We start from the raw sequence: 19,625 nt of genomic DNA on the forward strand, positions 1-19,625 counted from the left end.
CCGACACCCGCCGCCATTTCCTTTCCATGACCGCGCTGAACACGCTCGCCATCGCCAACTACCGCTCGCTGCGCGAGCTGATCGTGCCGCTCGCGGCGCTCACCGTCGTCACGGGGCCGAACGGCAGCGGCAAGTCGAGCGTGTACCGCGCGCTGCGGCTGCTTGCCGATACGGCGCAGGGGCGCGTGATTCCGTCGCTCGCGCGCGAAGGCGGGCTGCCGTCGACGCTGTGGGCCGGCCCCGAGCGCTTTTCGCGCGCCATGCTGAGCGGCGAAATGCCGGTGACCGGTACGGTGCGCAACGGGCCCGTGAGCCTCAAGCTCGGTTTCGCGGGCGACGATTTCGGTTATGCGATCGATCTCGGCCTGCCGGTCCCGAGCCGTTCGCAGTTCTCGCTCGATCCCGTCGTGAAGCGCGAATGCATCTGGGGCGGCGCGCTGCTGCGCCCGTCGACGATGCTGGTCGACCGGCAGGGCGCGCAGATTCGCGCGCGCACCGCGGCGGGCGACTGGCGCACGGTGCCGCAGCCGGTCGCGAGCTTCGACAGCATGATGACCGAGTTCGCCGATCCGGTCGGCGCGCCGGAGATGATCGCGGTGCGCGAGCGGATCCGGTCGTGGCGCTTCTACGACCATTTCCGCACCGATGCGCAGGCGCCGGCCCGGCAGTCGCACATCGGCACCCACACGCCGGTGCTCGCGGGCGACGGTGCCGACCTGGCCGCCGCGCTGCAGACGATTCGCGAAATCGGGGATGCCGCCGCGCTCGATGCGGCGATCGACGACGCGTTTCACGGCGCCTCGATCGACATCGACAATCCGGGCGGCCGCGGCCGCTTCGACGTGCTGATGCGCCAGCCGGGGCTGCTTCGGCCATTGTCGGCCGCCGAGCTGTCGGACGGCACGCTGCGCTATCTGCTGCTCGCGGCCGCGCTGCTGACGCCGCGGCCGCCCGCGCTGATGGTGCTGAACGAACCCGAGACGAGCCTGCACCCCGATCTGCTGCCGGCGCTCGGCCGCCTGATCGCGCAGGCCGCGCAACGTTCGCAGGTGCTGGTCGTGTCGCACGCGGCGCGGCTCATCGCGACGCTCGAACGCGAGGCCGGCTGCGAGTCGCTGGTGCTCGACAAGCAGCTCGGCGCGACCGTGCTCGTCGACGCGGATACGCGCGACCTGCCGCCGTGGAAGTGGCCGTCGCGCTGACGGGCGGGGCGGTGTGCGCGGCCCGCCGGCGACAGGCCGTCGGACGGTCGCCGTCGGATGCCCGTCGCCGGATGCCCGTCGCGCCGGGCCGGCCGCCCCGAAGCGGTATGGGCGGCCTGCGGGCGAATGTATCCTGTCTGTAACAACGCCCATAAAATGAAAGCCCGGTGCTTCCGGGCATCGGGATCGCGAATAATAATGAGATATTCGGCCGGCGCGATGCCGGCCGCATGCCGCACGCAGCGCGGCGTGCATCTGCCCCCCGTGCCGGCCGACCGAGGACACAGGAGACGTGGACCATGAGAATTGCCCAGATCGCCCCGCTGACCGAATCCGTGCCGCCGAAGCTGTACGGCGGCACGGAACGCGTCGTGTCCTACATCACCGAGGCGCTCGTCGACCTCGGCCATGACGTGACGCTGTTCGCCAGCGGCGATTCGACGACCCGGGCCAGGCTCGAACCGGTGTGGCCGCGCGCGTTGCGGCTCGACTCGTCGATCCGCGATCGCGTCGCCCCGCACATGCTGCTGATGGAGACGGTCGCGCGCCGCGCGAAGGATTTCGACGTGCTCCATTTCCACATGGACTACTACTCGTTTTCGGTTTTCAACCGGCAGGACACGCCGTACGTGACGACGCTGCACGGCCGGCTCGACCTGCCGGAGCAGCAACCGGTGTTCGACACGTTCAACACCGCGCCGGTGATCTCGATCTCGAATTCGCAGCGCCAGCCGCTGCCGCAGGCGAAATGGCTGACGACCGTGTACCACGGGCTGCCCGACGCACTGTACCTGCCGCAGCCCGTCGAGCCGCGCTATCTCGCGTTCCTCGGCCGCATCTCGCCGGAGAAGCGGGTCGACACGGCGATCCGCATCGCACGCCAGTGCGGGCTGCCGATCCGGATCGCAGCGAAGATCGACGCGGCGGACCAGGAATACTTCGAACGCGAGATCAAGCCGCTGTTCGCCCTCCCGCACGTGGAATACATCGGCGAGATCGCCGACCATCAGAAGGCCGAATTCCTGTCGGGCGCGCATGCGCTGCTGTTTCCGATCGACTGGCCGGAGCCGTTCGGGCTGGTGATGATCGAGGCGATGTCGTGCGGCACGCCGGTGATCGCGTTCAATCGCGGCGCGGTGCCGGAGGTGCTGGACGAAGGCGTGTCGGGCTTCATCGTCGAAGACGAAATCAGCGCGGTGGCCGCCGTGAACCGGCTGCACCTGCTGCCGCGCGCACGCGTGCGGCAGCGCTTCGAGGAGCGCTTCACGTCGCGGCGGATGGCGCAGCAGTATGTCGACGTGTACCAGTCGCTGATTCGCGCGCAGAAGCGCTCGCGCTTCAAGGTGATCGATTCGACGACCTGACGCGTCACGCGCGCGGATAAAAAAACGGCGATGCCCGTAAGGACATCGCCGTTTGTACATCGCCCGCGCGCGGTGCGCACGGGCGAGGACGCCTCGGCGTCAGATCTTCAGCTTCGTGACCTTCGTGCCGTTGATCGACACGTCGCCCATCAGGCCGGCATTGGTCAGCACGATGACCTGGACCGGCGCGGTGGCCGTGGTCGTGTCGACCGCGCCGTTCGCGCCCATCTTCACGAGCGCGACCGATGCACCGGCGCCGGCTGCCCAGCCGTCCGAGCCGCGGAATTCGTCGAGCGCTTCCTGCGTCATGAACAGGAACACGATCGCCTTCGACTGCGCGCCGGCCTGCAGGCCGACCGACAGCGACGACGTGTTGTAGTAGCCGACCGTGCTGCCGCCGACGCGCAGCGCGCCGTTGCCCGTCTGGCCGCCGACGATGAAGCCTGCCTGGATCACGTCCGGGAACACGAGCACGCCGCGCGACTTCGCGACGAGTTCGCGCGAACCCTTGACCGTGGAATACATGCGCGACAGCGTTGCATCGACGCTCGAGTCGATCGCCTGACGCTTCGACGCGTTGGTCGCGGCATTGTCGGGCTTGTCGGGGGTGGTGGTGCAACCGGTGAGCGCAAGGCTGCCGACGATGAGCGCAGCGGCGGCTTTCAGCACAAGGTTCCGTTTTTGCATCGTTCTTCTCCATCGGGTGATGTTCGGAGTGAGTCTCGCTCAAGGAGCGGATCACGTCGGCAGTTATATCACAGTGGATTACAACCCCTTTTCATTCGCGCATGAAAAGGCGTCAAATCGTTTTGGGGTGTCGCGGCGCGCCAACGGACGGACCGGCGCGCGTACGGCGATACGTCGCGCGGCCGGCCGGGGACGGCAGGAAAAGGGAAAGGGGGCGTTGCTGCGCGTCAGTGCGGCGTGACGGGCGGCGCCGGCGGGGCGGGCGGCTTGATCGGCGGGCGCCGCAGCGCGCGGCGGATCAGCGCGATCACGACCCCGCACGCGAACAGGAACGCGGCCGGCACGACCCAGTAGCCGACGAATGCGTGCCACAGATAACCGGCGAGCGTATTGCGGCGCACCACGTATTCGTCCCGGGCCGCCTGCTGACGTGCCGCGTTGGCGGCCAGCACGTCGGCCGGGCAGCCGGCGGCGCGCGCCTCGTCAGGGTCGCCGTGGCACTTCGCGGCGGCGCCTGCCGCCTGCTGTGCATCGGTGAGCTGCCAGGTGGTCAGCGCGAGCTGCAGGTCGGCCTTGTTGTACGCCATTTCCTCGCGGATCTCGCGCACGGCGACGATCGCGACGGGCACGGCCCAGAACACGATCACGATCAGCCAGCGGCGGAACCAGCGGTGTTGTCTCCATGCCATCCATGCCTCCGTTTGACGCGGCGTGCGCGTCCGTCTCGAGGGCGGCCCGATGGCGCTTCTTGTACTTGGGTGGGCCGCGTTGCAGCCATCATAGAAGAAATCGCGGCGAATTGCCGCACCATGTGGCGGCACGGCGCGCGCGGGGCTGCGGCGGGAGGGCGGTGGAGCATATGGCGACGGCGGCGATGCCGTCGTCCGGACGGCACGGCGACGCATCCGGCGTCATCGCGCGCGTCGATGCGCGTGCAACGAAAAGAAAAATGCCGCGCCCGCCGAAGCGGTGCGCGGCATTCGCGCGGGAGCGCCGGAACTCAGGCGGCCGGCTGGCTGCTCAGGCAACTCTTCATGAACGCCTTGCGGTCGTCGCCCTTCTTGTCGGCGGCCTGGGTGTTGCAGGCCTTCATCTTTTCCTGCTGCGACATCTTCTTCGCGGGCTTGGCCGACAGGCAGTCCTTCATGAACGCCTTGCGTTCGTCGCCCGTCTTGCCGGCGGCCTGGGTGTTACAGGCCTTCATCTTGTCCTGCTGGCTGTTCGCCGCGAAAGCGGGGGAAGCCAGCATGCCGCCGAGAAGCACTGCGGCTACGAGCGATTGGATTTTCATTTCGACACTCCCATGGGGTGAATTGCGTTTTATATCGACGCCGTCACGAAGCCCGGCGCAACGGAACAGGGTCACATCGCGCCGCGCGCTCCGATTATGGCAAATCAATGTGAAAACACCAAAACGGCATTCCTATAACGCGGCGGGCGGCGTGGCCGTTGACGGCGCGCGCGCGCCGGCGATCGGGACAAACCATGACGCGACGCGTTCGGCTCCGGTCGCGCGCACGTGACCTACCGGATGCCCGCCGCGAGCCATTACAATCGCGGCCATGAATACTCCGAACTCCGCAACTTCTTCGTCCGCGCCGGCGCTGCCGCGCATCGCCGTACTCGCCACCGGCGGCACGATCGCCGGCGCCGCGCCGGACGCCGCCAGCACGGCCGGCTATCAGGCCGGCGCGCTCGGCGTCAATTTCCTGCTCGACGCGGTGCCGGCGCTCGCGTCGGTCGCGCGCATCGATGCCGAGCAGGTCGCCAGCATCGACAGCAAGGATCTCGCGCTGCCGCTGTGGAATACGCTCGCCGCGCGCATCGACGCGCTGATGGCCGATCCGGCGATCGACGGCATCGTGATCACCCACGGTACCGACACGCTCGAGGAGACTGCGTACGCGCTGCATCTGGTCGTGACCGGCGACAAGCCGGTCGTGCTGACGGCCGCGATGCGGCCGGCCACCGCACTGTCGTCCGACGGGCCGCTGAACCTGCTGAACGCGGTGACGGTCGCCGCTCACCCGGCCGCGCGCGGGCAGGGCGTGCTCGTCGCGTTCAACAACCGGATCCACGGCGCGCGCGACGTCGTGAAGACGAGCACTTACGCGGTCGACGCATTCCAGTCGCCGGAACTGGGCGCGCTCGGCTGGGTGCAGGACGGCCGCGTCGAATTCGCGCGCCGCATGACGCGTTCGCGCGATGCGTATCTGGCGATCGCGGCCACGTGGCCGCCGGTCGAAGTCGTCGCGAGCTATGCGGGCGTGACGCGCACGGCCGTCGACGCGCTCGTCGCGGCCGGCGTGCGCGGCCTCGTCGTCGCGGGCACCGGCAACGGGTCGATCCACGCGACGCTGCAGGCGGCGCTCGCCGATGCGGCGAAAGCGGGTGTCGCCGTGGTGCGTGCGTCGCGCGTCGGCTCGGGGCACGTGATGCGCAACGGCGCCGCGAACGACGACGCGCTCGGTTTCGTGAGCGCCGGGTCGCTGAGCCCGTTCAAGGCACGCGTGCTGCTGATGCTCGCGCTCGCGAACGGCATGCACGGGCGCGACGCGCTGCAACGCGCATTCGACACGCTGTGACCGCTGGCCGCCGATCGGGCGGCGCGCATGAAAAAAAGGCAGGCCATCGGCCTGCCTTTTTTGCGTCAGTGCTGCGCGAATGCTCAGGACTGCGGCGGAATCACGAGCTTCTGGCCCGGATAGATCCGGTCCGGGCTCGACAGCATCGGCTTGTTCGCCTCGAAGATCGCCGGGTACTTGTTCGCGTCGCCGTACACTTCCTTGGCGATCGCCGACAGCGTGTCGCCCGGCTTCACGTCGTGGTACTGAACTTCCGGATCGTCCGGCTGCAGATCGTCGTCGTTGACGCCCGCGACGCCTTGCACGTTGCCGGCCGCGACCTTGACCTTCGCCTTCGTGTCGAGGTCGGCGACGCTGCCCGACAGCGTGACGGTGCGCGATGCGCCGTCGAACGCAACGGTCAGGTTCGACGTGTCGAGACCTTGTGTGTTGATGTAGTTCTTGATCGCATCGGCCGCGGTCTGGTTCGCGGCATTCGGATCTTCCGCTGCTTGCGCATCGGCGTGACCCAGCAGTTTTTCACCCGCCTCTTTGATAAACGAAAGAAGACCCATCGCTGCACTCCCTAGGTGGTTGAAAAGAAAACGCGCCGTGAAGTGGCGAAAAAAACACCGCGCTGGGTGCAATCACCGGAGTGAGCGCAGGCGCGGCGGATTTCTCGAAAGGCGTGGCGAAAGTGTAGGCGTTCATCGCGACGATTGCATGAAAAATCGCACGCCCGAACGTAAAGAAATGTAATACGCGAAATCCGACAGGCGGACACCCGACGACGACGTCTGACCGACCAAGGCTTCCCCGGCGTCGCCGGGTGCCGCTGCGGACCCCACCACACCGCTCTCAGCCCAGAGCGGCGTTTTTCGCCCCGCCGCGCACGCATTTCAGCAATGCGCGGCGGGGCGCCCCACCGTGATGCACGCGCAGGCGCGCATCGATGCGACCGGCCGCAGCCGGATCGCGTGTGTGCGTCGCGCGTTCGCCGTTGCAGCGATACGCGCGTCGTTGCGTCGGCGTTACGCGGCCGGCGTCTGGCCGATCTCGAAGTTCGACATGATCTCGAGCGCACGCACGAGTGCCGAGTGATCCCACGCCTTGCCGCCGTGCGATGCGCACACGCTGAACAGCTGCTGCGCGCTCGCCGTGTGCGGCAGTGCGAGGCCGAGCTTGCGTGCGCCGTCGAGCGCGAGATTCAGGTCCTTCTGATGCAACTCGATGCGGAAGCCCGGATCGAACGTGCGCTTCGTCATGCGCGCGCCGTGCACTTCGAGGATGCGCGAGGCGGCGAAGCCGCCCATCAGCGCCTGGCGCACGCGCTCCGGATCGGCGCCCGAGCGTGCGGCGAACAGCAGCGCTTCGCCGACCGCTTCGATGTTCAGCGCGACGATGATCTGGTTCGCGACCTTGCAGGTCTGGCCCGCGCCGTTGTCGCCGACGAGCGTGATGTTCTTGCCCATCTTCTCGAACAGCGGCTTCGCGCGCTCGAAGGCCTTCTCCGGGCCGCCGACCATGATCGTCAGCGTCGCTTCGCGGGCGCCGACTTCGCCGCCGGACACCGGCGCGTCGAGGTAGTCGCAGCCGAGCGCGTTGATCTGCTTCGCGAACTCCTGCGTGTCGAGCGGCGAGATCGAGCTCATGTCGATCACGAGCTTGCCGGCCGTCAGGCCCTTCGCGACGCCGTCGTCGGCGAACAGCACGTTACGCACGTCGGGCGTGTCCGGCACCATCGAGATGATGATGTCGGCGTTCCGCGCGACTTCGGTCGAGTTCGCGACGACCTTCGCGCTGGCGCGCAGGTCGTCGGGAATCGGGAACGCACCGTTCACGACGAGCTGATGATCGCCCTTGAGCAGGTTGCGCGCCATGTGCGCGCCCATGATGCCGAGGCCGATGAAACCGATGGTTGCCATGTGAATGTCTCCTATAGGGGGCGAAAGGGAAAGGCGGATCTCAGGCGGCGCGACGCGCCGAGCCCGGTGCGCAGCCGGCGACGCTTTGCAGCCAGCCGAGCCCTTCCGTCGTGGTGGTGCGGGGCTTGTATTCGCAGCCGACGTAGCCGGCGTAGCCGAGCCGGTCGAGCAGCGCGAACAGGAACGCGTAATTGATCTCGCCCGTACCCGGCTCGGCGCGACCCGGGTTGTCCGCGAGCTGGACGTGGCCGATCGATGCGAGGTTGCGTTCGATCGTCGCGGCCAGTTCGCCTTCCATGCGCTGCATGTGATAGATGTCGTACTGCAGGAACAGGTTGTCCGAGCCGACCGCGCGGATCACGTCGAGCCCTTCGGACGAGCGGTTCAGCGCGAAACCGGGGATGTCGAAGCTGTTGCACGGCTCGACCAGCAGGCGGATGCCTTCGCGCTTCAGCGCGTCGGCGGCGAAGCGCAGGTTGTCGACGATCGTGACGAACGTCTTGTCGCGCGCCGTGCTCGCCGACGGAATGCCGACGAGGCAGTTCAGCTGCGGCACCTTCAGCGCCTTCGCGTACTCGATCGCACGGCCGACCCCTTCCTGGAACTCGCCGACGCGATCGGGCAGGCACGCGATGCCGCGCTCGCCCTGGTCCCAGTTGCCGGCGGGCAGGTTGTGCAGCACGAGGCGCAGGCGGTGCGTCTCGAGCCGCTCGGCGAGTTCCTCTTTCGCGTACGGATACGGGAACAGGAACTCGACGGCGTCGAAGCCAGCGTCGGCGGCCGCCTTGAAGCGGTCGAGGAACGGCACTTCGTTGAACAGCATGGTCAGGTTTGCAGCAAACTTCGGCATGAGCTAAGCCTCTTCGGTCGGTCAGTCAAAAAATGTCGTGCGGATCAGTCGAGCATCGAGATCGCGGTCGGCGCGTGTTCGGCCTTCTCGGCGAGTTCCTCGAACTCGTTGATCGCGTCGATTTCGGTGCCCATCGAGATGTTCGTCACGCGCTCGAGGATCACTTCGACGACGACCGGTACGCTGAACTCTTCCGCGAGCGCCTGCGCCTGCTTCAGCGCCGGCTCGATTTCTTCCGGCTTGAACACGCGCAGCGCCTTGCAGCCGAGGCCTTCGGCGACCGCCACGTGGTCGACGCCATAGCCGTTCAGCTCCGGTGCGTTGACGTTGTCGAACGCGAGCTGCACGCAGTAGTCCATGTCGAACGCGCGCTGCGCCTGGCGAATCAGGCCGAGGTACGAGTTGTTCACGACGACGTGCACGTACGGCAGCTTGAATTGCGCGCCGGCGGCCAGCTCCTCGATCATGAACTGGAAGTCGTAGTCGCCCGACAGCGCGACGATCGGACGGCGCGGGTCGGCCGCACGCACGCCGAGCGCGGCGGGGATCGTCCAGCCGAGCGGGCCGGCCTGGCCGCAGTTGATCCAGTTGCGCGCCTTGAACACGTGCAGGAACTGCGCGGCGGCGATCTGCGACAGGCCGATCGTGCTGACGTAGCACGTGTCGCGGCCGAACACCTTGTTCATTTCTTCGTACACGCGCTGCGGCTTGACCGGCACGTTGTCGAAGTGGGTCTTGCGCTGCAGCGTGCGCTTGCGTTCCTGGCACTCGGACACCCACGCGCTGCGATCCTTCAGCTTGCCGGCGGCCTTCCATTCCTGCGCGACGGCGACGAACAGCTCCAGCGCGGCCTTCGCGTCCGACACGATGCCGAGATCCGGGCCGAACACGCGGCCGATCTGGGTCGGCTCGATGTCGACGTGCACGAACTTGCGGCCCTTCGTGTAGACCTCGACGCTGCCCGTGTGGCGGTTCGCCCAGCGGTTGCCGATGCCGAGCACGAAGTCGGACGCGAGCATCGTCGCGTTGCCGTAGCGGTGCGACGTCTGCAGGCCGACCATGCCGGCCATCAGCGGGTGGTCGTCCGGAATCGCGCCCCACGACATCAGCGTCGGGATCACGGGCACGCCGATCGTTTCGGCGAACTGGACGAGCAGGTCTTCGGCCGCCGCGTTGAGCACGCCGCCGCCCGACACGATCAGCGGCTTGTCCGCGTCGTTGAGCATCGCGAGCGCCTTCTCGATCTGCGCGCGGGTCGCCGCGGGCTTGTAGACCGGCAGCGGTTCGTACGTGTCGATGTCGAATTCGATCTCGGCGAGCTGCACGTCGATCGGCAGGTCGACCAGCACCGGGCCCGGGCGGCCCGAGCGCATCAGATGGAACGCCTGCTGGAACACGCGCGGCACCAGCGCGGGCTCGCGCACCGTGACGGCCCATTTGGTGACGGGCTTCGCGATCGACTCGATGTCGACGGCCTGGAAGTCTTCCTTGTACAGGCGCGCACGCGGCGCCTGGCCCGTGATCGCGAGGATCGGAATCGAGTCGGCCGATGCGGAGTAGAGACCGGTGATCATGTCGGTGCCGGCGGGGCCCGACGTGCCGATGCACACGCCGATGTTGCCCGGCGCGGCGCGCGTGAAGCCTTCGGCCATGTGCGACGCACCCTCGACGTGGCGGGCCAGCACGTGGCTGATGCCGCCCGACTTGCGCATCGCGGAATAGAACGGGTTGATTGCCGCGCCCGGCACGCCGAATGCGGTCTGGATGCCTTCCTTCTCGAGCACGAGTACGGCTGCGTCGACGGCTCTCATCTTGGCCATGAATGTCTCCTTGAATGTGCGGATCTTGCGAATCGGTCTGTTGGGAACACTTTAGGGACGCAGGAAAGGTTTGATAAGATCAGCCGAAGTCGCTTATTTCGAAACTAAAAGTATGGAATGACGGCCGGACGGGGCTTTCCCGCCGGTGTCGGAGCCGGGACGGAGACGGGAGATGGATCGTTTCAAGCAGATCGAGACGTTCGTGCGGGTCGCGGACGCGGGCAGCCTCGCGGCGGCCGCGCTCGAGGAGGGCGTGTCGCCGGTGGTGCTCGGGCGGCGCATCGACGCGCTGGAGAAGCGCCTCGGCGTGAAGCTGATGTACCGCTCGACGCGGCGGCTGGTGGTGAGCGAGGAGGGCGCCGCGTTCCTCGAGCGCTGCCGCGGGCTGCTGTCCGAATGGGACCAGGCCGAGAACGAGCTGGCCGCCGGCCGCCGCGCGGTCAGCGGGCACCTGATCGTGTCCGCGCCGGCCGCGTTCGGCCGCAAGCACGTGGCGCCGCACGCGCCCGGTTTCCTCGTCGACAAGCCGGAAATGCAGCTGTCGTTCAACCTGACCGATCGCGTCGTCGATCTCGTGCGCGAAGGCTACGACCTGTCGATCCGGATCGGCGGCTCGGTCGACCCGAACTTCGTCGCGGTCAAACTCGCGTCGAACCGGCGTGTCGTGTGCGGCACGCCCGACTATTTCCGCCGCCACGGCCGGCCGAAGTCGCTCGACGACCTGCTCAGGCACAACTGTCTCGCGTTCAACCTGCAGGGGGGCCAGAACCGCGGCTGGTATTTCCAGCGCCACGGCAAGATCGTGACGATGCGGGTGGCCGGCAATCTCGACTGCAACGACGGCGAACTGCTGCACCGCTGGGTGGCGGAAAGCCTCGGGCTCGGCTGGCGCTCGACCTGGGAAATTGCCGCGCAGCTCGAGACGGGCGAACTCGAGACGGTGCTCGACGAATATGCGCTGCCGGACTACGACATCCTCGCGGTCTATCCGCAGCAGCGCTACGTGCCCGCGCGCGTGCGCTACTTCATCGACTACCTGCGCGAAGCGTATGCGCGCCCCGGCTACTGGAGCACCACACCGTAACGGGCGCGGCAGGTTCCGGCATTTTTTTGCGCATCGTCGGCTGCATGCGGGAATAAACTCGACGCAGCGGCGGTAAGGTCATCGAGTGCGCACGCTGCCGGTCTGTCCGGGCACCGGGCGCGGAACGGGCGCGGCTTCGGCCGCCGGGACGAGGGAGGCCATGTGGGGCAAGCCGGACAGGCGGTCGACGAACGGACGGAGGACGACGCGGTCGCGCGCGGCGAGCGGTTTCGCGCGCTCGTGCTGCCGCATCTCGACGCCGCGTACAACCTCGCACGCTGGCTGAGCGGCAATGCGGGCGACGCGGACGACGTCGTCCAGGACGCGTGCATGCGCGCGCTGCGCTTCGTCGACTCGTGCCGCGGCGACAACGCGCGGCCGTGGCTGCTGACGATCGTGCGCCACACCTGGTACACCGAATGGCGCCGCCGCACCCACGCGCACGAGGTTGCATTGCCCGACACGCTCGACGACACGGAGGTGCCCGACGACTGGCAGCCGGCGACCGAGGATCCGCTCGCGCAATTGCTGCGCGGCGAGAACGTGCGGCTCGTGAATGCGGCGCTCGCGAAGCTGGCGCCCGAATATCGCGAGGTGCTGGTGCTGCGCGAGATGGAGGATTTGAGTTACCGCGAGATCGCGGCGATCGCCGACGTGCCCGTCGGCACCGTGATGTCGCGGCTTGCGCGCGGCCGGCGCAGGCTCGCCGCGCTGCTGGGCGACGCGGCGGCGCCGGCGTCGACGTCCAAACCCGCGCCGGGACGAGCGTCGGCAAGCGGAACCGCATCGGAGGCGATCGATGGACTGTAACGAAGCGCGAGCGTTGCTGGACGCGGACGTCGACCGCGAGCTGTCGGCGCCCGATGCATTGCGCATCCAGCGGCATGTCGAAGGGTGCGACGCGTGCCGCCGCGAACGCGAACGAATCGTCGCGCTGGGGCGGATCGTGCGGCAGGCCGACTATCACCGCGCGCCGAATGCGCTGCGGGCGAGCATCCTCGCGGGGCTGCCGGCGGCGGGCGGCGCGGGGGAGCGCAGCCAAGCCCACGCGGAACCGAGGCCTGACGCGGCGGCGCGGCCGCGGCCTCGACCGAACGGTCGCCGCTGGTTTTCATGGCCGACCGGGCGCGGCGAGCCGGCTCGCCCGGCGCCTGCCGGGCCGGGGCCGCGTGTCCCGGCGCTGCCGGGGCTCGGCTGGGGCATGGCGCTGGTGATCGCGCTGGCCGCGGCCGCCGGGATGGTGGTGTCCACGCGCCACGCCGAAACCGGCCAGACGGTCGACGAACTGGTCGCGAGCCACGTTCGGGCCGGCCTGTCGGCGCGCGACATCGACGTGATCTCGACCGATCGGCATACGGTCAAGCCGTGGTTCAACGGCCGACTCGACTATGCGCCGCCGGTCGAGGACCTGTCGGCGAGCGGTTTTCCGCTGGCCGGCGGGCGGCTCGACTACGTCGGGCGGCGCCGCGTCGCAGTGCTCGTCTACCGGTACCGGCAACACGTGATCGACGTGTACGTGTGGCCGGCCGGCGTCGGGCGGCAGGCTGCGCCGTATGCGGCCGTGTCGCAGGGTTACGCGCTCGACCGCTGGGATGCGGCCGGGATGACGTGGTGGGCCGTGACCGACGCCGAACCGTCGGCGCTGGACGCGTTCAGGACGGCGCTCGACGCGCGGCTGGGCGGGGCGCGCAGCGAGTGACGGCAGGCCGCGTCGTCGGGCACGTCATCCCGTGCGCGATGCTCCGTCCCCGATTCATGAACAGCCGCGCCGACGGCCTTTTCGGCTGTCGGCGCCGTTCAAGTCTTTGAAAACATGGCCGAATCCGGTCGGAAATCGTCGATCGGTGTTGCATGCGCCCCGTATCCGGGTTAGAATCTTCGGCTTCTCACTTGCCACACCGGTTCAGACGCCCGGGTGGCTTTAATCCACAAGGAGTGTGTAATGCGTCATTACGAAATCGTATTCATCGTGCACCCCGATCAGAGCGAGCAAGTGCCCGCGATGATCGAGCGTTACAAGACCACGATCACGACGCACGGCGGCCAGATCCACCGTGTCGAAGACTGGGGCCGTCGCCAGCTGGCCTACATGATCGAGAAACTCGCGAAGGCTCACTACGTCTGCATGAACATCGAGTGCGACCAGACGACGCTCGACGAACTCGAACACGCGTTCAAGTTCAACGACGCCGTGCTGCGTCACCTCATCGTCAAGATGAAGAAGGCCGAGACCGGCCCGTCGCCGATGATGAAGGAAGTTCAGCGCGAAGAAGCCAAGAAGGCGGCTGCAGCTCAGCCGACCGAAGCGCAGGCTTAAGTTCGTCACTCATTAAGCCATCAAGGAGCGCGCCACTCACGTGAACAGGTTGCAATTGACGGCGAGCGTCGTCGAACGCGCACCGGTGCGATATACGCCGGCAGGTGTTCCGATCGCAAGCGCCACGTTGCATCACCGCACGGAAGTCGTCGAAGCAGGCATTCCCCGTCAGGTCGAAATGACGATCGAGGCGGTGGCGGCCGGTGAGGCGAGCGGCAAGCTGGAAAGTCGTGAGATGGGCGTCGAAACGCTGTTCACGGGCTTTCTGGCAAAGAAGAGCCGCAACGCGAGAACCTTGGTGTTTCACATCACTGCATTGCAGGACATAGGAAAGGACTGAAATCATGGCCCGCCCGACTGGTAAGAAATTCGACAAGCGTCGTCAGCAACAAAACCCGCTCTTCAAGCGCAAGAAGTTCTGCCGTTTCACGGCTGCCGGCGTCGAGCAGATCGACTACAAGGACACGGAAACGCTGAAGGACTTCATCGGCGAAAACGGCAAGATCACGCCGGCTCGTCTGACGGGTACGAAGGCGCACTATCAGCGTCAGCTGGACACGGCAATCAAGCGTGCGCGTTTCCTCGCGCTGCTGCCGTACACCGATCAGCACAAGGCGTAATCAGGCGACGCAATAAGGAGAATTCGAATGCAAATCATTCTGTTGGAAAAAGTCGCCAATCTGGGCAACCTGGGCGATATCGTCAAGGTCAAGGACGGTTACGCTCGCAACTTCCTGATCCCGAACCGCAAGGCTCGCCGTGCAACGAAGGAAGCGATCGCCGAATTCGAAGTTCGCCGCGCTGAACTCGAAAAGATCGCCGCTGAAAAGCTGGCGGCATCGCAGGCAGTCGGCGAGAAGCTGAACGGTCAGTCGTTCGAAATCACGCAGAAGTCGGGCGTTGACGGCCGTCTGTTCGGCTCGGTCACGAACGGCGACGTCGCGGAACTGCTGAAGAAGGCAGGTTTCGAAGTCGAGAAGCTGCAAGTTCGCATGCCGGAAGGCCCGCTGAAGATGATCGGCGAGCACAACGTTCAGGTCGCGCTGCACACGGACGTCGTCGTCGACGTCACGGTCAACGTGATCGGCGACCACGCGTAAGCGTATGCAAGCTTTCCGGGCGGCTTCCGCCGTCCGGACAAGGGCAGGCGCCCGGGCAACCGGGGCCTGCCTTTTTTATTGCCCGATCGCCGGAGCGGTAGCGCTGCCGCGATCAATTCGCGATAATCCCAACCCATGAACGCGCCGCAAGATCCTCAAATCGAATCGCTGAAAGTCCCGCCGCATTCGGTCGAAGCCGAGCAGTCGGTGCTCGGCGGCCTGTTGCTCGACAACGCGGCATGGGACCGGATTGCCGACTTCCTGTCGCAGGGCGACTTCTATCGCTACGACCATCGGATCATCTACGAGCACATCGGCCGGCTGATCGCATCGACGCGCCCGGCCGACGTCGTGACCGTGTACGAAGCGCTGACCACGTCCGGCAAGGCCGACGACGTCGGCGGCCTCGCGTACCTGAACGCACTCGCGCAGAACACGCCGAGCGCCGCGAACATCCGCCGCTACGCGGAAATCGTGCGCGACCGCGCGGTGCTGCGCCGGCTCGTTTCGGTCGCCGACGAAATCTCGGCCGACGCGTTCAATCCGCAGGGCAAGGAAGTTCGCCAGTTGCTCGACGAGGCCGAATCGAAGGTGTTCTCGATCGCCGAAGAGGGCGCGCGCGGCAACCAGGGTTTCCTCGAGATCGGTCCGCTGCTCACGCAGGTCGTCGAGCGCATCGACACGCTGTATCACACCGCGAACCCGAGCGACGTCACGGGCACGCCGACGGGCTTCGTCGACCTCGACCGGATGACGTCCGGGATGCACGGCGGCGAACTGATCATCGTCGCAGGGCGGCCGTCGATGGGTAAGACCGCGTTTTCGATGAACATCGGCGAATACGTCGCGGTCGAGTACGGGTTGCCGGTAGCCGTGTTTTCGATGGAAATGCCGGGCACCCAGCTTGTGATGCGTATGCTCGGCTCGATCGGCCGGCTCGACCAGCACCGGATGCGTACCGGCCGGCTGACGGACGAAGACTGGCCGAAGCTGACGCACGCGGTGCAGAAGATGAGCGAGGCGCAGCTCTTCATTGACGAGACGGGCGGCCTGAACCCGATGGAATTGCGCTCGCGCGCGCGGCGCCTGGCTCGGCAGTGCGGCAAGCTCGGCCTGATCATCGTCGACTACCTGCAGCTGATGTCGGGTTCGTCGCAGGGCGAGAACCGCGCGACCGAAATCTCGGAAATCTCGCGATCGCTGAAGAGTCTGGCCAAGGAGCTGGACGTGCCGGTGATCGCGCTGTCGCAGTTGAACCGCGGGCTGGAACAGCGTCCGAACAAGCGCCCGGTGATGTCCGATTTGCGTGAATCGGGCGCAATCGAACAGGACGCGGACGTGATCCTGTTCATCTATCGTGACGAGGTCTACAATCCGGACAGCCCGGACAAGGGTACGGCCGAAATCATCATCGGCAAGCAGCGTAACGGCCCGATCGGACCCGTTCGGCTCACGTTCCTGGGCCAATACACGAAGTTCGACAACTTTGCGGGGGCGCAGAACTTCTACGGCGAGTAACACTTCTTCGCCAGATGTAAACCGTTATTTCACCAAGCGTTGTATCCAATCCCGGCGCGCGCATATGCGCGCGTCGCGTCGCAACCGAAAACGGTACAATATCGCCCGTTTTCGTGACAGTCGTTTGACAATCTCTCAGGAATCCCATGTTCGGTCGATTCATGCCCACCGAGGGCAAGTTCTTTGAACTCTTCAACGCGCACGCGAAGCACATCGTTTCCGGTGGCCGCGAGCTCGAACTGCTGATCGACAATCTCGCCGACGCCGAGATTCACAAGCAAAACGTGCAAACCGCCGAGAAGGCCGCTGACAAGCTGACGCATGAAGCGATCGATCTGCTGCACAAGACCTTCATCACGCCGCTCGATCGCGACGAGATCCACAAGCTGATCACGACGATGGACGACATCCTCGACCTGATGGAGGACGTCGCGACGGCCGTATCGCTGTACGACGTGCAATCCGTCACGTCCGAGGCGAGCCAGCTCGCGCACATCGTCACGCAGTCGGCGCAGCACGTGCAGCAGGCCGTCGGATTGCTGTCCGACATGAAGCAGTCGGCGCAGATCCTCAAGCAGTGCGAGGAGATCGATCGCTGGGAGTCGGAGGCCGATCGCGTGCTGCGCGCGGCAATGTCGAAGCTGTTCCGCGAGGAAGACGACGTGAAGACGCTCATCAAGCTGAAGGCGATCTACGAACTGCTCGAGGAGATCACCGACAAGTGCGAGGACGTCGCGAACATCATCGAAGGCATCGTGCTGGAAAACGCCTGAGCGGATCACGATGCATTCGATACAACTCGCCCTATGGATGGTCGCGACGCTCGTGCTCGTCGCGCTCGTATTCGACTTCATGAACGGCTTTCACGACGCGGCGAACTCGATCGCCACCGTCGTGTCGACCGGGGTGCTGAAACCCCAGCAGGCCGTGGTGTTCGCGGCCGCGTTCAACGTCATCGCGTATTTCATCTTCCACCTGAAGGTCGCGCAGACGGTCGGTAAAGGCACGATCGATCCCGAGATCGTCGACCACTATGTCGTGTTCGGCGCGCTGGTCGGTGCGATCGGCTGGAACGTGATCACGTGGTATTACGGGATTCCGTCGAGCTCGTCACATGCGCTGATCGGCGGCCTCGTCGGCTCCGCGCTCGCGAAGTCCGGCTGGAGCTCGCTGAACATCGACGGCCTGATGAAGACCGTCGCGTTCATCTTCATCTCGCCGCTGCTCGGTTTCATCCTCGGCTCGCTGTTCATGCTCGGCGTGTCGTGGCTGTATTTCCGTACCGCTCCCAGCAAGGTCGACCGGCGCTTCCGCCGGCTCCAGCTGCTGTCGGCCGGTCTGTACAGCCTCGGCCACGGCGGCAACGACGCGCAGAAGACGATCGGCATCATCTGGATGCTGCTGATCGCGTCGGGCTATGCGTCGGCGACTTCCGATGCGCCGCCCGCGTGGGTGATCGGCGCGTGCTACCTGTCGATGGGTCTCGGCACGCTGTTCGGCGGCTGGCGCATCGTTCGCACGATGGGCCAGAAGATCACGAAGCTCAAGCCGGTCGGCGGTTTCTGTGCCGAAAGCGGCGGGGCGATCACGCTATTCATCGCGTCGTTCCTCGGCATTCCGGTGTCGACCACGCACACGATCACCGGTGCGATCGTCGGCGTCGGCGCGACGCAGAAGCTGTCGGCCGTGCGCTGGGGCGTTGCCGGCAATATCGTGTGGGCCTGGGTGCTGACGATTCCGGCGTCCGCGCTGATCGCCGCCGGCGGATGGTGGGTCGGGCATCAGATCTTCTGATTCCGACGCTCACTGACGACGCGACATGCGCCGCAAACCGAAAGGTTGCGGCGCATTTTCTTTGGTGATCGGGAAAGGCGCAGATGGGCCGGGAATGGCGGGATTGCCGCCGGGATGGGGCCGGTCAGTAACTGCCGTTCGCGAAGCGGGCGATCGGATCGTCCGCGGTGCCGGTGCGCGGGCCGAGCGGTGCGGATTGCGTCGACGCACGCAGCACCTGCACGGGCTCGATGCCGCGCGGCGACGTCGCGGCGGCGGCGGGCGGGGGCTCCGCGTCGAACGCGGCAGCCTGGGCGGCCGTCAGTGCCGTCGTCGGAATCTGCGTGCCGGTTTCCGTCGGGGCCGTGGTCGCCGTCATCGCGGTCATCTCGCCATTCGCGGACGCCGCTTGCTGCTGGGCTGCCGGCACGTGCGGCGGCGGAGGTTCGTACGGATCGGCGGCCGTGGCGGCTGCCGGGGCGACCGCTGCGGTCGATACGACCGGTGCCGCCTGGATGACCGGAGCCGGCGACGGGGCCGCGCCGGCTTGTGACGAAGCGTAGGCCGGCTGCCGCGGCGCGGCGGCTGCGACGACCGGGGCCGGTGCGGCCGTCGGCGCATCGCGTCGTGCCTCGTAGGTCGGCGCATCGAACGGCGCCGGCGTGCCGCGCGGCGGCGCGACGCGGCGAATGCCGTCGAAGCGCTTGGCCCAGTACGGGTTCGTCAGGTAGTCGAGCCGCACGGTGCCACCGGTCGACGGCGCGTTGACGAAGCGCAGCTTGCCGACGTAGATACCGACGTGCGAGTGCGGGCGGCCGGTCGTATTGAAGAAGATCAGGTCGCCCGGCGCGACCTGGTCGGGGTCGATCGACACGCCGCGGCTGCTCATGTCGGCGGTCGTGCGCGGCAGGTTCACGTCGGCCGCGCGGCCGATCACGTAGCGCACGAGCCCGCTGCAGTCGAAGCCGCTCGTCGGCGTGTTGCCGCCCCAACGATACGGCACGCCGACGAGGCTCATCGCCTGGATCGAAATCTCTTCCTGACCGACGCTGTGATCGACGAATTTCGGGAAATTGGCGGGCGCCGGGAACGCGCGCGTCGTCGTGATCTTCATGCCGGAGGTGCGCGAAGCCGACTGCGGCGGCACGCTGGAGCAGGCCGCGAGCAGTGAAACGACGGCGACGGGAACCCAGATTCGAAGCATGACAAGGCGGACGAGCGCGGAACGCTCGCGAATCGTATGACAACAGACAGACCCGATGGTAGACGTTCCGGCGGGGCTTAGGCAACCATTCCTGAGAATTTACTTGAAGTTTCGCGCGTAAGTGAGGCTGTTGCGTAACGAAGCGTGACCAACGTTTCCGACCCCAAAAATAAAAACGGCGCTCCGGAAACGGAGCGCCGCATGGCGTTGACGGCCG

At 66.6% G+C, this 19,625-nt stretch carries 21 protein-coding genes; 13 read left to right on the forward strand and 8 right to left on the reverse strand.

All coding sequences use genetic code 11. The features are described 5' to 3' along the window. The first annotated feature begins 26 nt into the window (after window positions 1–26). Together WS49_RS14915 and WS49_RS14920 are read left to right on the forward strand one after the other, a co-directional pair. Window positions 27–1,202 carry an AAA family ATPase gene (locus WS49_RS14915; RefSeq protein WP_059529773.1) on the forward strand — a complete coding sequence of 392 codons (1,176 nt, stop codon included), beginning with the start codon at window positions 27–29 and terminating at the stop codon, window positions 1,200–1,202. A 299-nt stretch (window positions 1,203–1,501) separates the two neighbouring features. Beyond that, on the forward strand, window positions 1,502–2,566 hold the full coding sequence (locus tag WS49_RS14920) for a glycosyltransferase family 4 protein (protein ID WP_059529776.1): 1,065 nt from the start codon (window positions 1,502–1,504) through the stop codon (window positions 2,564–2,566). Window positions 2,567–2,665: 99 nt separating this feature from the next. Here WS49_RS14920 and WS49_RS14925 read toward each other — a convergent pair whose 3' ends face one another. From WS49_RS14925 to WS49_RS14935, 3 genes are all read right to left on the reverse strand, one after another. Next, window positions 2,666–3,253, reverse strand: a complete 588-nt coding sequence (locus WS49_RS14925) for a BPSL1445 family SYLF domain-containing lipoprotein (RefSeq protein WP_059449922.1) — start codon at window positions 3,251–3,253, stop codon at window positions 2,666–2,668. 227 nt (window positions 3,254–3,480) lie between these two features. Further along, window positions 3,481–3,942 (reverse strand): hypothetical protein, encoded by a 462-nt coding sequence (locus WS49_RS14930; protein ID WP_059529779.1) that lies wholly within the window; start codon window positions 3,940–3,942, stop codon window positions 3,481–3,483. Window positions 3,943–4,253: 311 nt separating this feature from the next. Next, on the reverse strand, window positions 4,254–4,544 hold the full coding sequence (locus tag WS49_RS14935) for a PsiF family protein (RefSeq protein WP_044843641.1): 291 nt from the start codon (window positions 4,542–4,544) through the stop codon (window positions 4,254–4,256). Between the two features lie 271 nt (window positions 4,545–4,815). On the opposite strand from WS49_RS14935, the gene WS49_RS14940 reads away from it, so the two are divergent. Further along, entirely contained in the window at window positions 4,816–5,838 is a 1,023-nt protein-coding gene (locus WS49_RS14940) for an asparaginase (protein WP_059529782.1), read from the forward strand. Between the two features lie 83 nt (window positions 5,839–5,921). On the opposite strand, the gene lysM is transcribed toward WS49_RS14940, so the two are convergent. From lysM to gcl, 4 genes are all read right to left on the reverse strand, one after another. Beyond that, the gene (gene lysM, locus WS49_RS14945) at window positions 5,922–6,392 is read right to left on the reverse strand and encodes a peptidoglycan-binding protein LysM (RefSeq protein ID WP_021162125.1); all 471 of its coding nucleotides are present in this window, start codon (window positions 6,390–6,392) and stop codon (window positions 5,922–5,924) included. A 456-nt stretch (window positions 6,393–6,848) separates the two neighbouring features. Then, a complete protein-coding gene (locus tag WS49_RS14950) occupies window positions 6,849–7,748 on the reverse strand; it encodes a 2-hydroxy-3-oxopropionate reductase (protein ID WP_257127667.1) in 900 nt (299 codons plus the stop codon). 34 nt (window positions 7,749–7,782) lie between these two features. Beyond that, complete coding sequence (gene hyi / locus WS49_RS14955) at window positions 7,783–8,592, reverse strand: hydroxypyruvate isomerase (RefSeq protein ID WP_059529787.1); 810 nt, start codon at window positions 8,590–8,592, stop codon at window positions 7,783–7,785. A 44-nt stretch (window positions 8,593–8,636) separates the two neighbouring features. Beyond that, a complete protein-coding gene (gcl, locus tag WS49_RS14960; RefSeq protein WP_059529790.1) occupies window positions 8,637–10,412 on the reverse strand; it encodes a glyoxylate carboligase in 1,776 nt (591 codons plus the stop codon). A gap of 172 nt (window positions 10,413–10,584) precedes the next feature. Here gcl and WS49_RS14965 point away from each other — a divergent pair, with 172 nt between their 5' ends. The 10 genes from WS49_RS14965 to WS49_RS15010 all read left to right on the forward strand — a co-directional run bounded on the left by WS49_RS14965 (window position 10,585) and on the right by WS49_RS15010 (window position 18,225). Beyond that, entirely contained in the window at window positions 10,585–11,496 is a 912-nt protein-coding gene (locus tag WS49_RS14965) for a LysR family transcriptional regulator (RefSeq protein ID WP_059529794.1), read from the forward strand. Between the two features lie 162 nt (window positions 11,497–11,658). Beyond that, complete coding sequence (locus WS49_RS14970) at window positions 11,659–12,306, forward strand: RNA polymerase sigma factor (RefSeq protein WP_059529797.1); 648 nt, start codon at window positions 11,659–11,661, stop codon at window positions 12,304–12,306. After that, a complete protein-coding gene (locus WS49_RS14975; protein WP_059529800.1) occupies window positions 12,296–13,195 on the forward strand; it encodes a zf-HC2 domain-containing protein in 900 nt (299 codons plus the stop codon). The genes WS49_RS14970 and WS49_RS14975 overlap by 11 nt, the downstream gene beginning before the upstream one ends. A gap of 243 nt (window positions 13,196–13,438) precedes the next feature. Continuing rightward, window positions 13,439–13,813: a 30S ribosomal protein S6 gene (gene rpsF / locus WS49_RS14980; RefSeq protein ID WP_006755436.1), complete on the forward strand. Its 375-nt coding sequence runs from the start codon at window positions 13,439–13,441 to the stop codon at window positions 13,811–13,813. Window positions 13,814–13,853: 40 nt separating this feature from the next. Continuing rightward, window positions 13,854–14,153: a primosomal replication protein N gene (gene priB / locus WS49_RS14985; RefSeq protein WP_006486250.1), complete on the forward strand. Its 300-nt coding sequence runs from the start codon at window positions 13,854–13,856 to the stop codon at window positions 14,151–14,153. A 4-nt stretch (window positions 14,154–14,157) separates the two neighbouring features. Then, entirely contained in the window at window positions 14,158–14,433 is a 276-nt protein-coding gene (gene rpsR / locus WS49_RS14990; RefSeq protein WP_004193360.1) for a 30S ribosomal protein S18, read from the forward strand. A 27-nt stretch (window positions 14,434–14,460) separates the two neighbouring features. Continuing rightward, entirely contained in the window at window positions 14,461–14,913 is a 453-nt protein-coding gene (rplI, locus tag WS49_RS14995; RefSeq protein WP_047900882.1) for a 50S ribosomal protein L9, read from the forward strand. A gap of 135 nt (window positions 14,914–15,048) precedes the next feature. Beyond that, entirely contained in the window at window positions 15,049–16,431 is a 1,383-nt protein-coding gene (locus WS49_RS15000) for a replicative DNA helicase (RefSeq protein ID WP_044847233.1), read from the forward strand. Window positions 16,432–16,577: 146 nt separating this feature from the next. Then, window positions 16,578–17,204 carry a DUF47 domain-containing protein gene (locus tag WS49_RS15005; RefSeq protein ID WP_044847234.1) on the forward strand — a complete coding sequence of 209 codons (627 nt, stop codon included), beginning with the start codon at window positions 16,578–16,580 and terminating at the stop codon, window positions 17,202–17,204. A 10-nt stretch (window positions 17,205–17,214) separates the two neighbouring features. Further along, entirely contained in the window at window positions 17,215–18,225 is a 1,011-nt protein-coding gene (locus WS49_RS15010) for an inorganic phosphate transporter (protein WP_059449911.1), read from the forward strand. A gap of 124 nt (window positions 18,226–18,349) precedes the next feature. On the opposite strand, the gene WS49_RS15015 is transcribed toward WS49_RS15010, so the two are convergent. Next, window positions 18,350–19,408 carry a C40 family peptidase gene (locus WS49_RS15015; protein WP_059529803.1) on the reverse strand — a complete coding sequence of 353 codons (1,059 nt, stop codon included), beginning with the start codon at window positions 19,406–19,408 and terminating at the stop codon, window positions 18,350–18,352. Window positions 19,409–19,625 lie beyond the last annotated feature (217 nt).

It is taken from the genome of Burkholderia sp. RF7-non_BP4 (assembly GCF_001521935.1).
In the GTDB taxonomy this organism is placed as follows: Bacteria; Pseudomonadota; Gammaproteobacteria; order Burkholderiales; family Burkholderiaceae; genus Burkholderia; species Burkholderia diffusa.

Bases quoted from the DNA above. Each gene is read 5' to 3' on its own strand.
- WS49_RS14915 (WP_059529773.1), top strand. From the start codon at position 27: ATGACCGCGCTGAACACGCTCGCCATCGCCAACTACCGCTCGCTGCGC.
- WS49_RS14920 (WP_059529776.1), top strand. From the start codon at position 1,502: ATGAGAATTGCCCAGATCGCCCCGCTGACCGAATCCGTGCCGCCGAAG.
- WS49_RS14925 (WP_059449922.1), bottom strand. From the start codon at position 3,253: ATGCAAAAACGGAACCTTGTGCTGAAAGCCGCCGCTGCGCTCATCGTC.
- WS49_RS14930 (WP_059529779.1), bottom strand. From the start codon at position 3,942: ATGGCATGGAGACAACACCGCTGGTTCCGCCGCTGGCTGATCGTGATC.
- WS49_RS14935 (WP_044843641.1), bottom strand. From the start codon at position 4,544: ATGAAAATCCAATCGCTCGTAGCCGCAGTGCTTCTCGGCGGCATGCTG.
- WS49_RS14940 (WP_059529782.1), top strand. From the start codon at position 4,816: ATGAATACTCCGAACTCCGCAACTTCTTCGTCCGCGCCGGCGCTGCCG.
- lysM (WP_021162125.1), bottom strand. From the start codon at position 6,392: ATGGGTCTTCTTTCGTTTATCAAAGAGGCGGGTGAAAAACTGCTGGGT.
- hyi (WP_059529787.1), bottom strand. From the start codon at position 8,592: ATGCCGAAGTTTGCTGCAAACCTGACCATGCTGTTCAACGAAGTGCCG.
- gcl (WP_059529790.1), bottom strand. From the start codon at position 10,412: ATGGCCAAGATGAGAGCCGTCGACGCAGCCGTACTCGTGCTCGAGAAG.
- WS49_RS14965 (WP_059529794.1), top strand. From the start codon at position 10,585: ATGGATCGTTTCAAGCAGATCGAGACGTTCGTGCGGGTCGCGGACGCG.
- WS49_RS14975 (WP_059529800.1), top strand. From the start codon at position 12,296: ATGGACTGTAACGAAGCGCGAGCGTTGCTGGACGCGGACGTCGACCGC.
- rpsF (WP_006755436.1), top strand. From the start codon at position 13,439: ATGCGTCATTACGAAATCGTATTCATCGTGCACCCCGATCAGAGCGAG.
- rpsR (WP_004193360.1), top strand. From the start codon at position 14,158: ATGGCCCGCCCGACTGGTAAGAAATTCGACAAGCGTCGTCAGCAACAA.
- rplI (WP_047900882.1), top strand. From the start codon at position 14,461: ATGCAAATCATTCTGTTGGAAAAAGTCGCCAATCTGGGCAACCTGGGC.
- WS49_RS15000 (WP_044847233.1), top strand. From the start codon at position 15,049: ATGAACGCGCCGCAAGATCCTCAAATCGAATCGCTGAAAGTCCCGCCG.
- WS49_RS15005 (WP_044847234.1), top strand. From the start codon at position 16,578: ATGTTCGGTCGATTCATGCCCACCGAGGGCAAGTTCTTTGAACTCTTC.
- WS49_RS15010 (WP_059449911.1), top strand. From the start codon at position 17,215: ATGCATTCGATACAACTCGCCCTATGGATGGTCGCGACGCTCGTGCTC.
- WS49_RS15015 (WP_059529803.1), bottom strand. From the start codon at position 19,408: ATGCTTCGAATCTGGGTTCCCGTCGCCGTCGTTTCACTGCTCGCGGCC.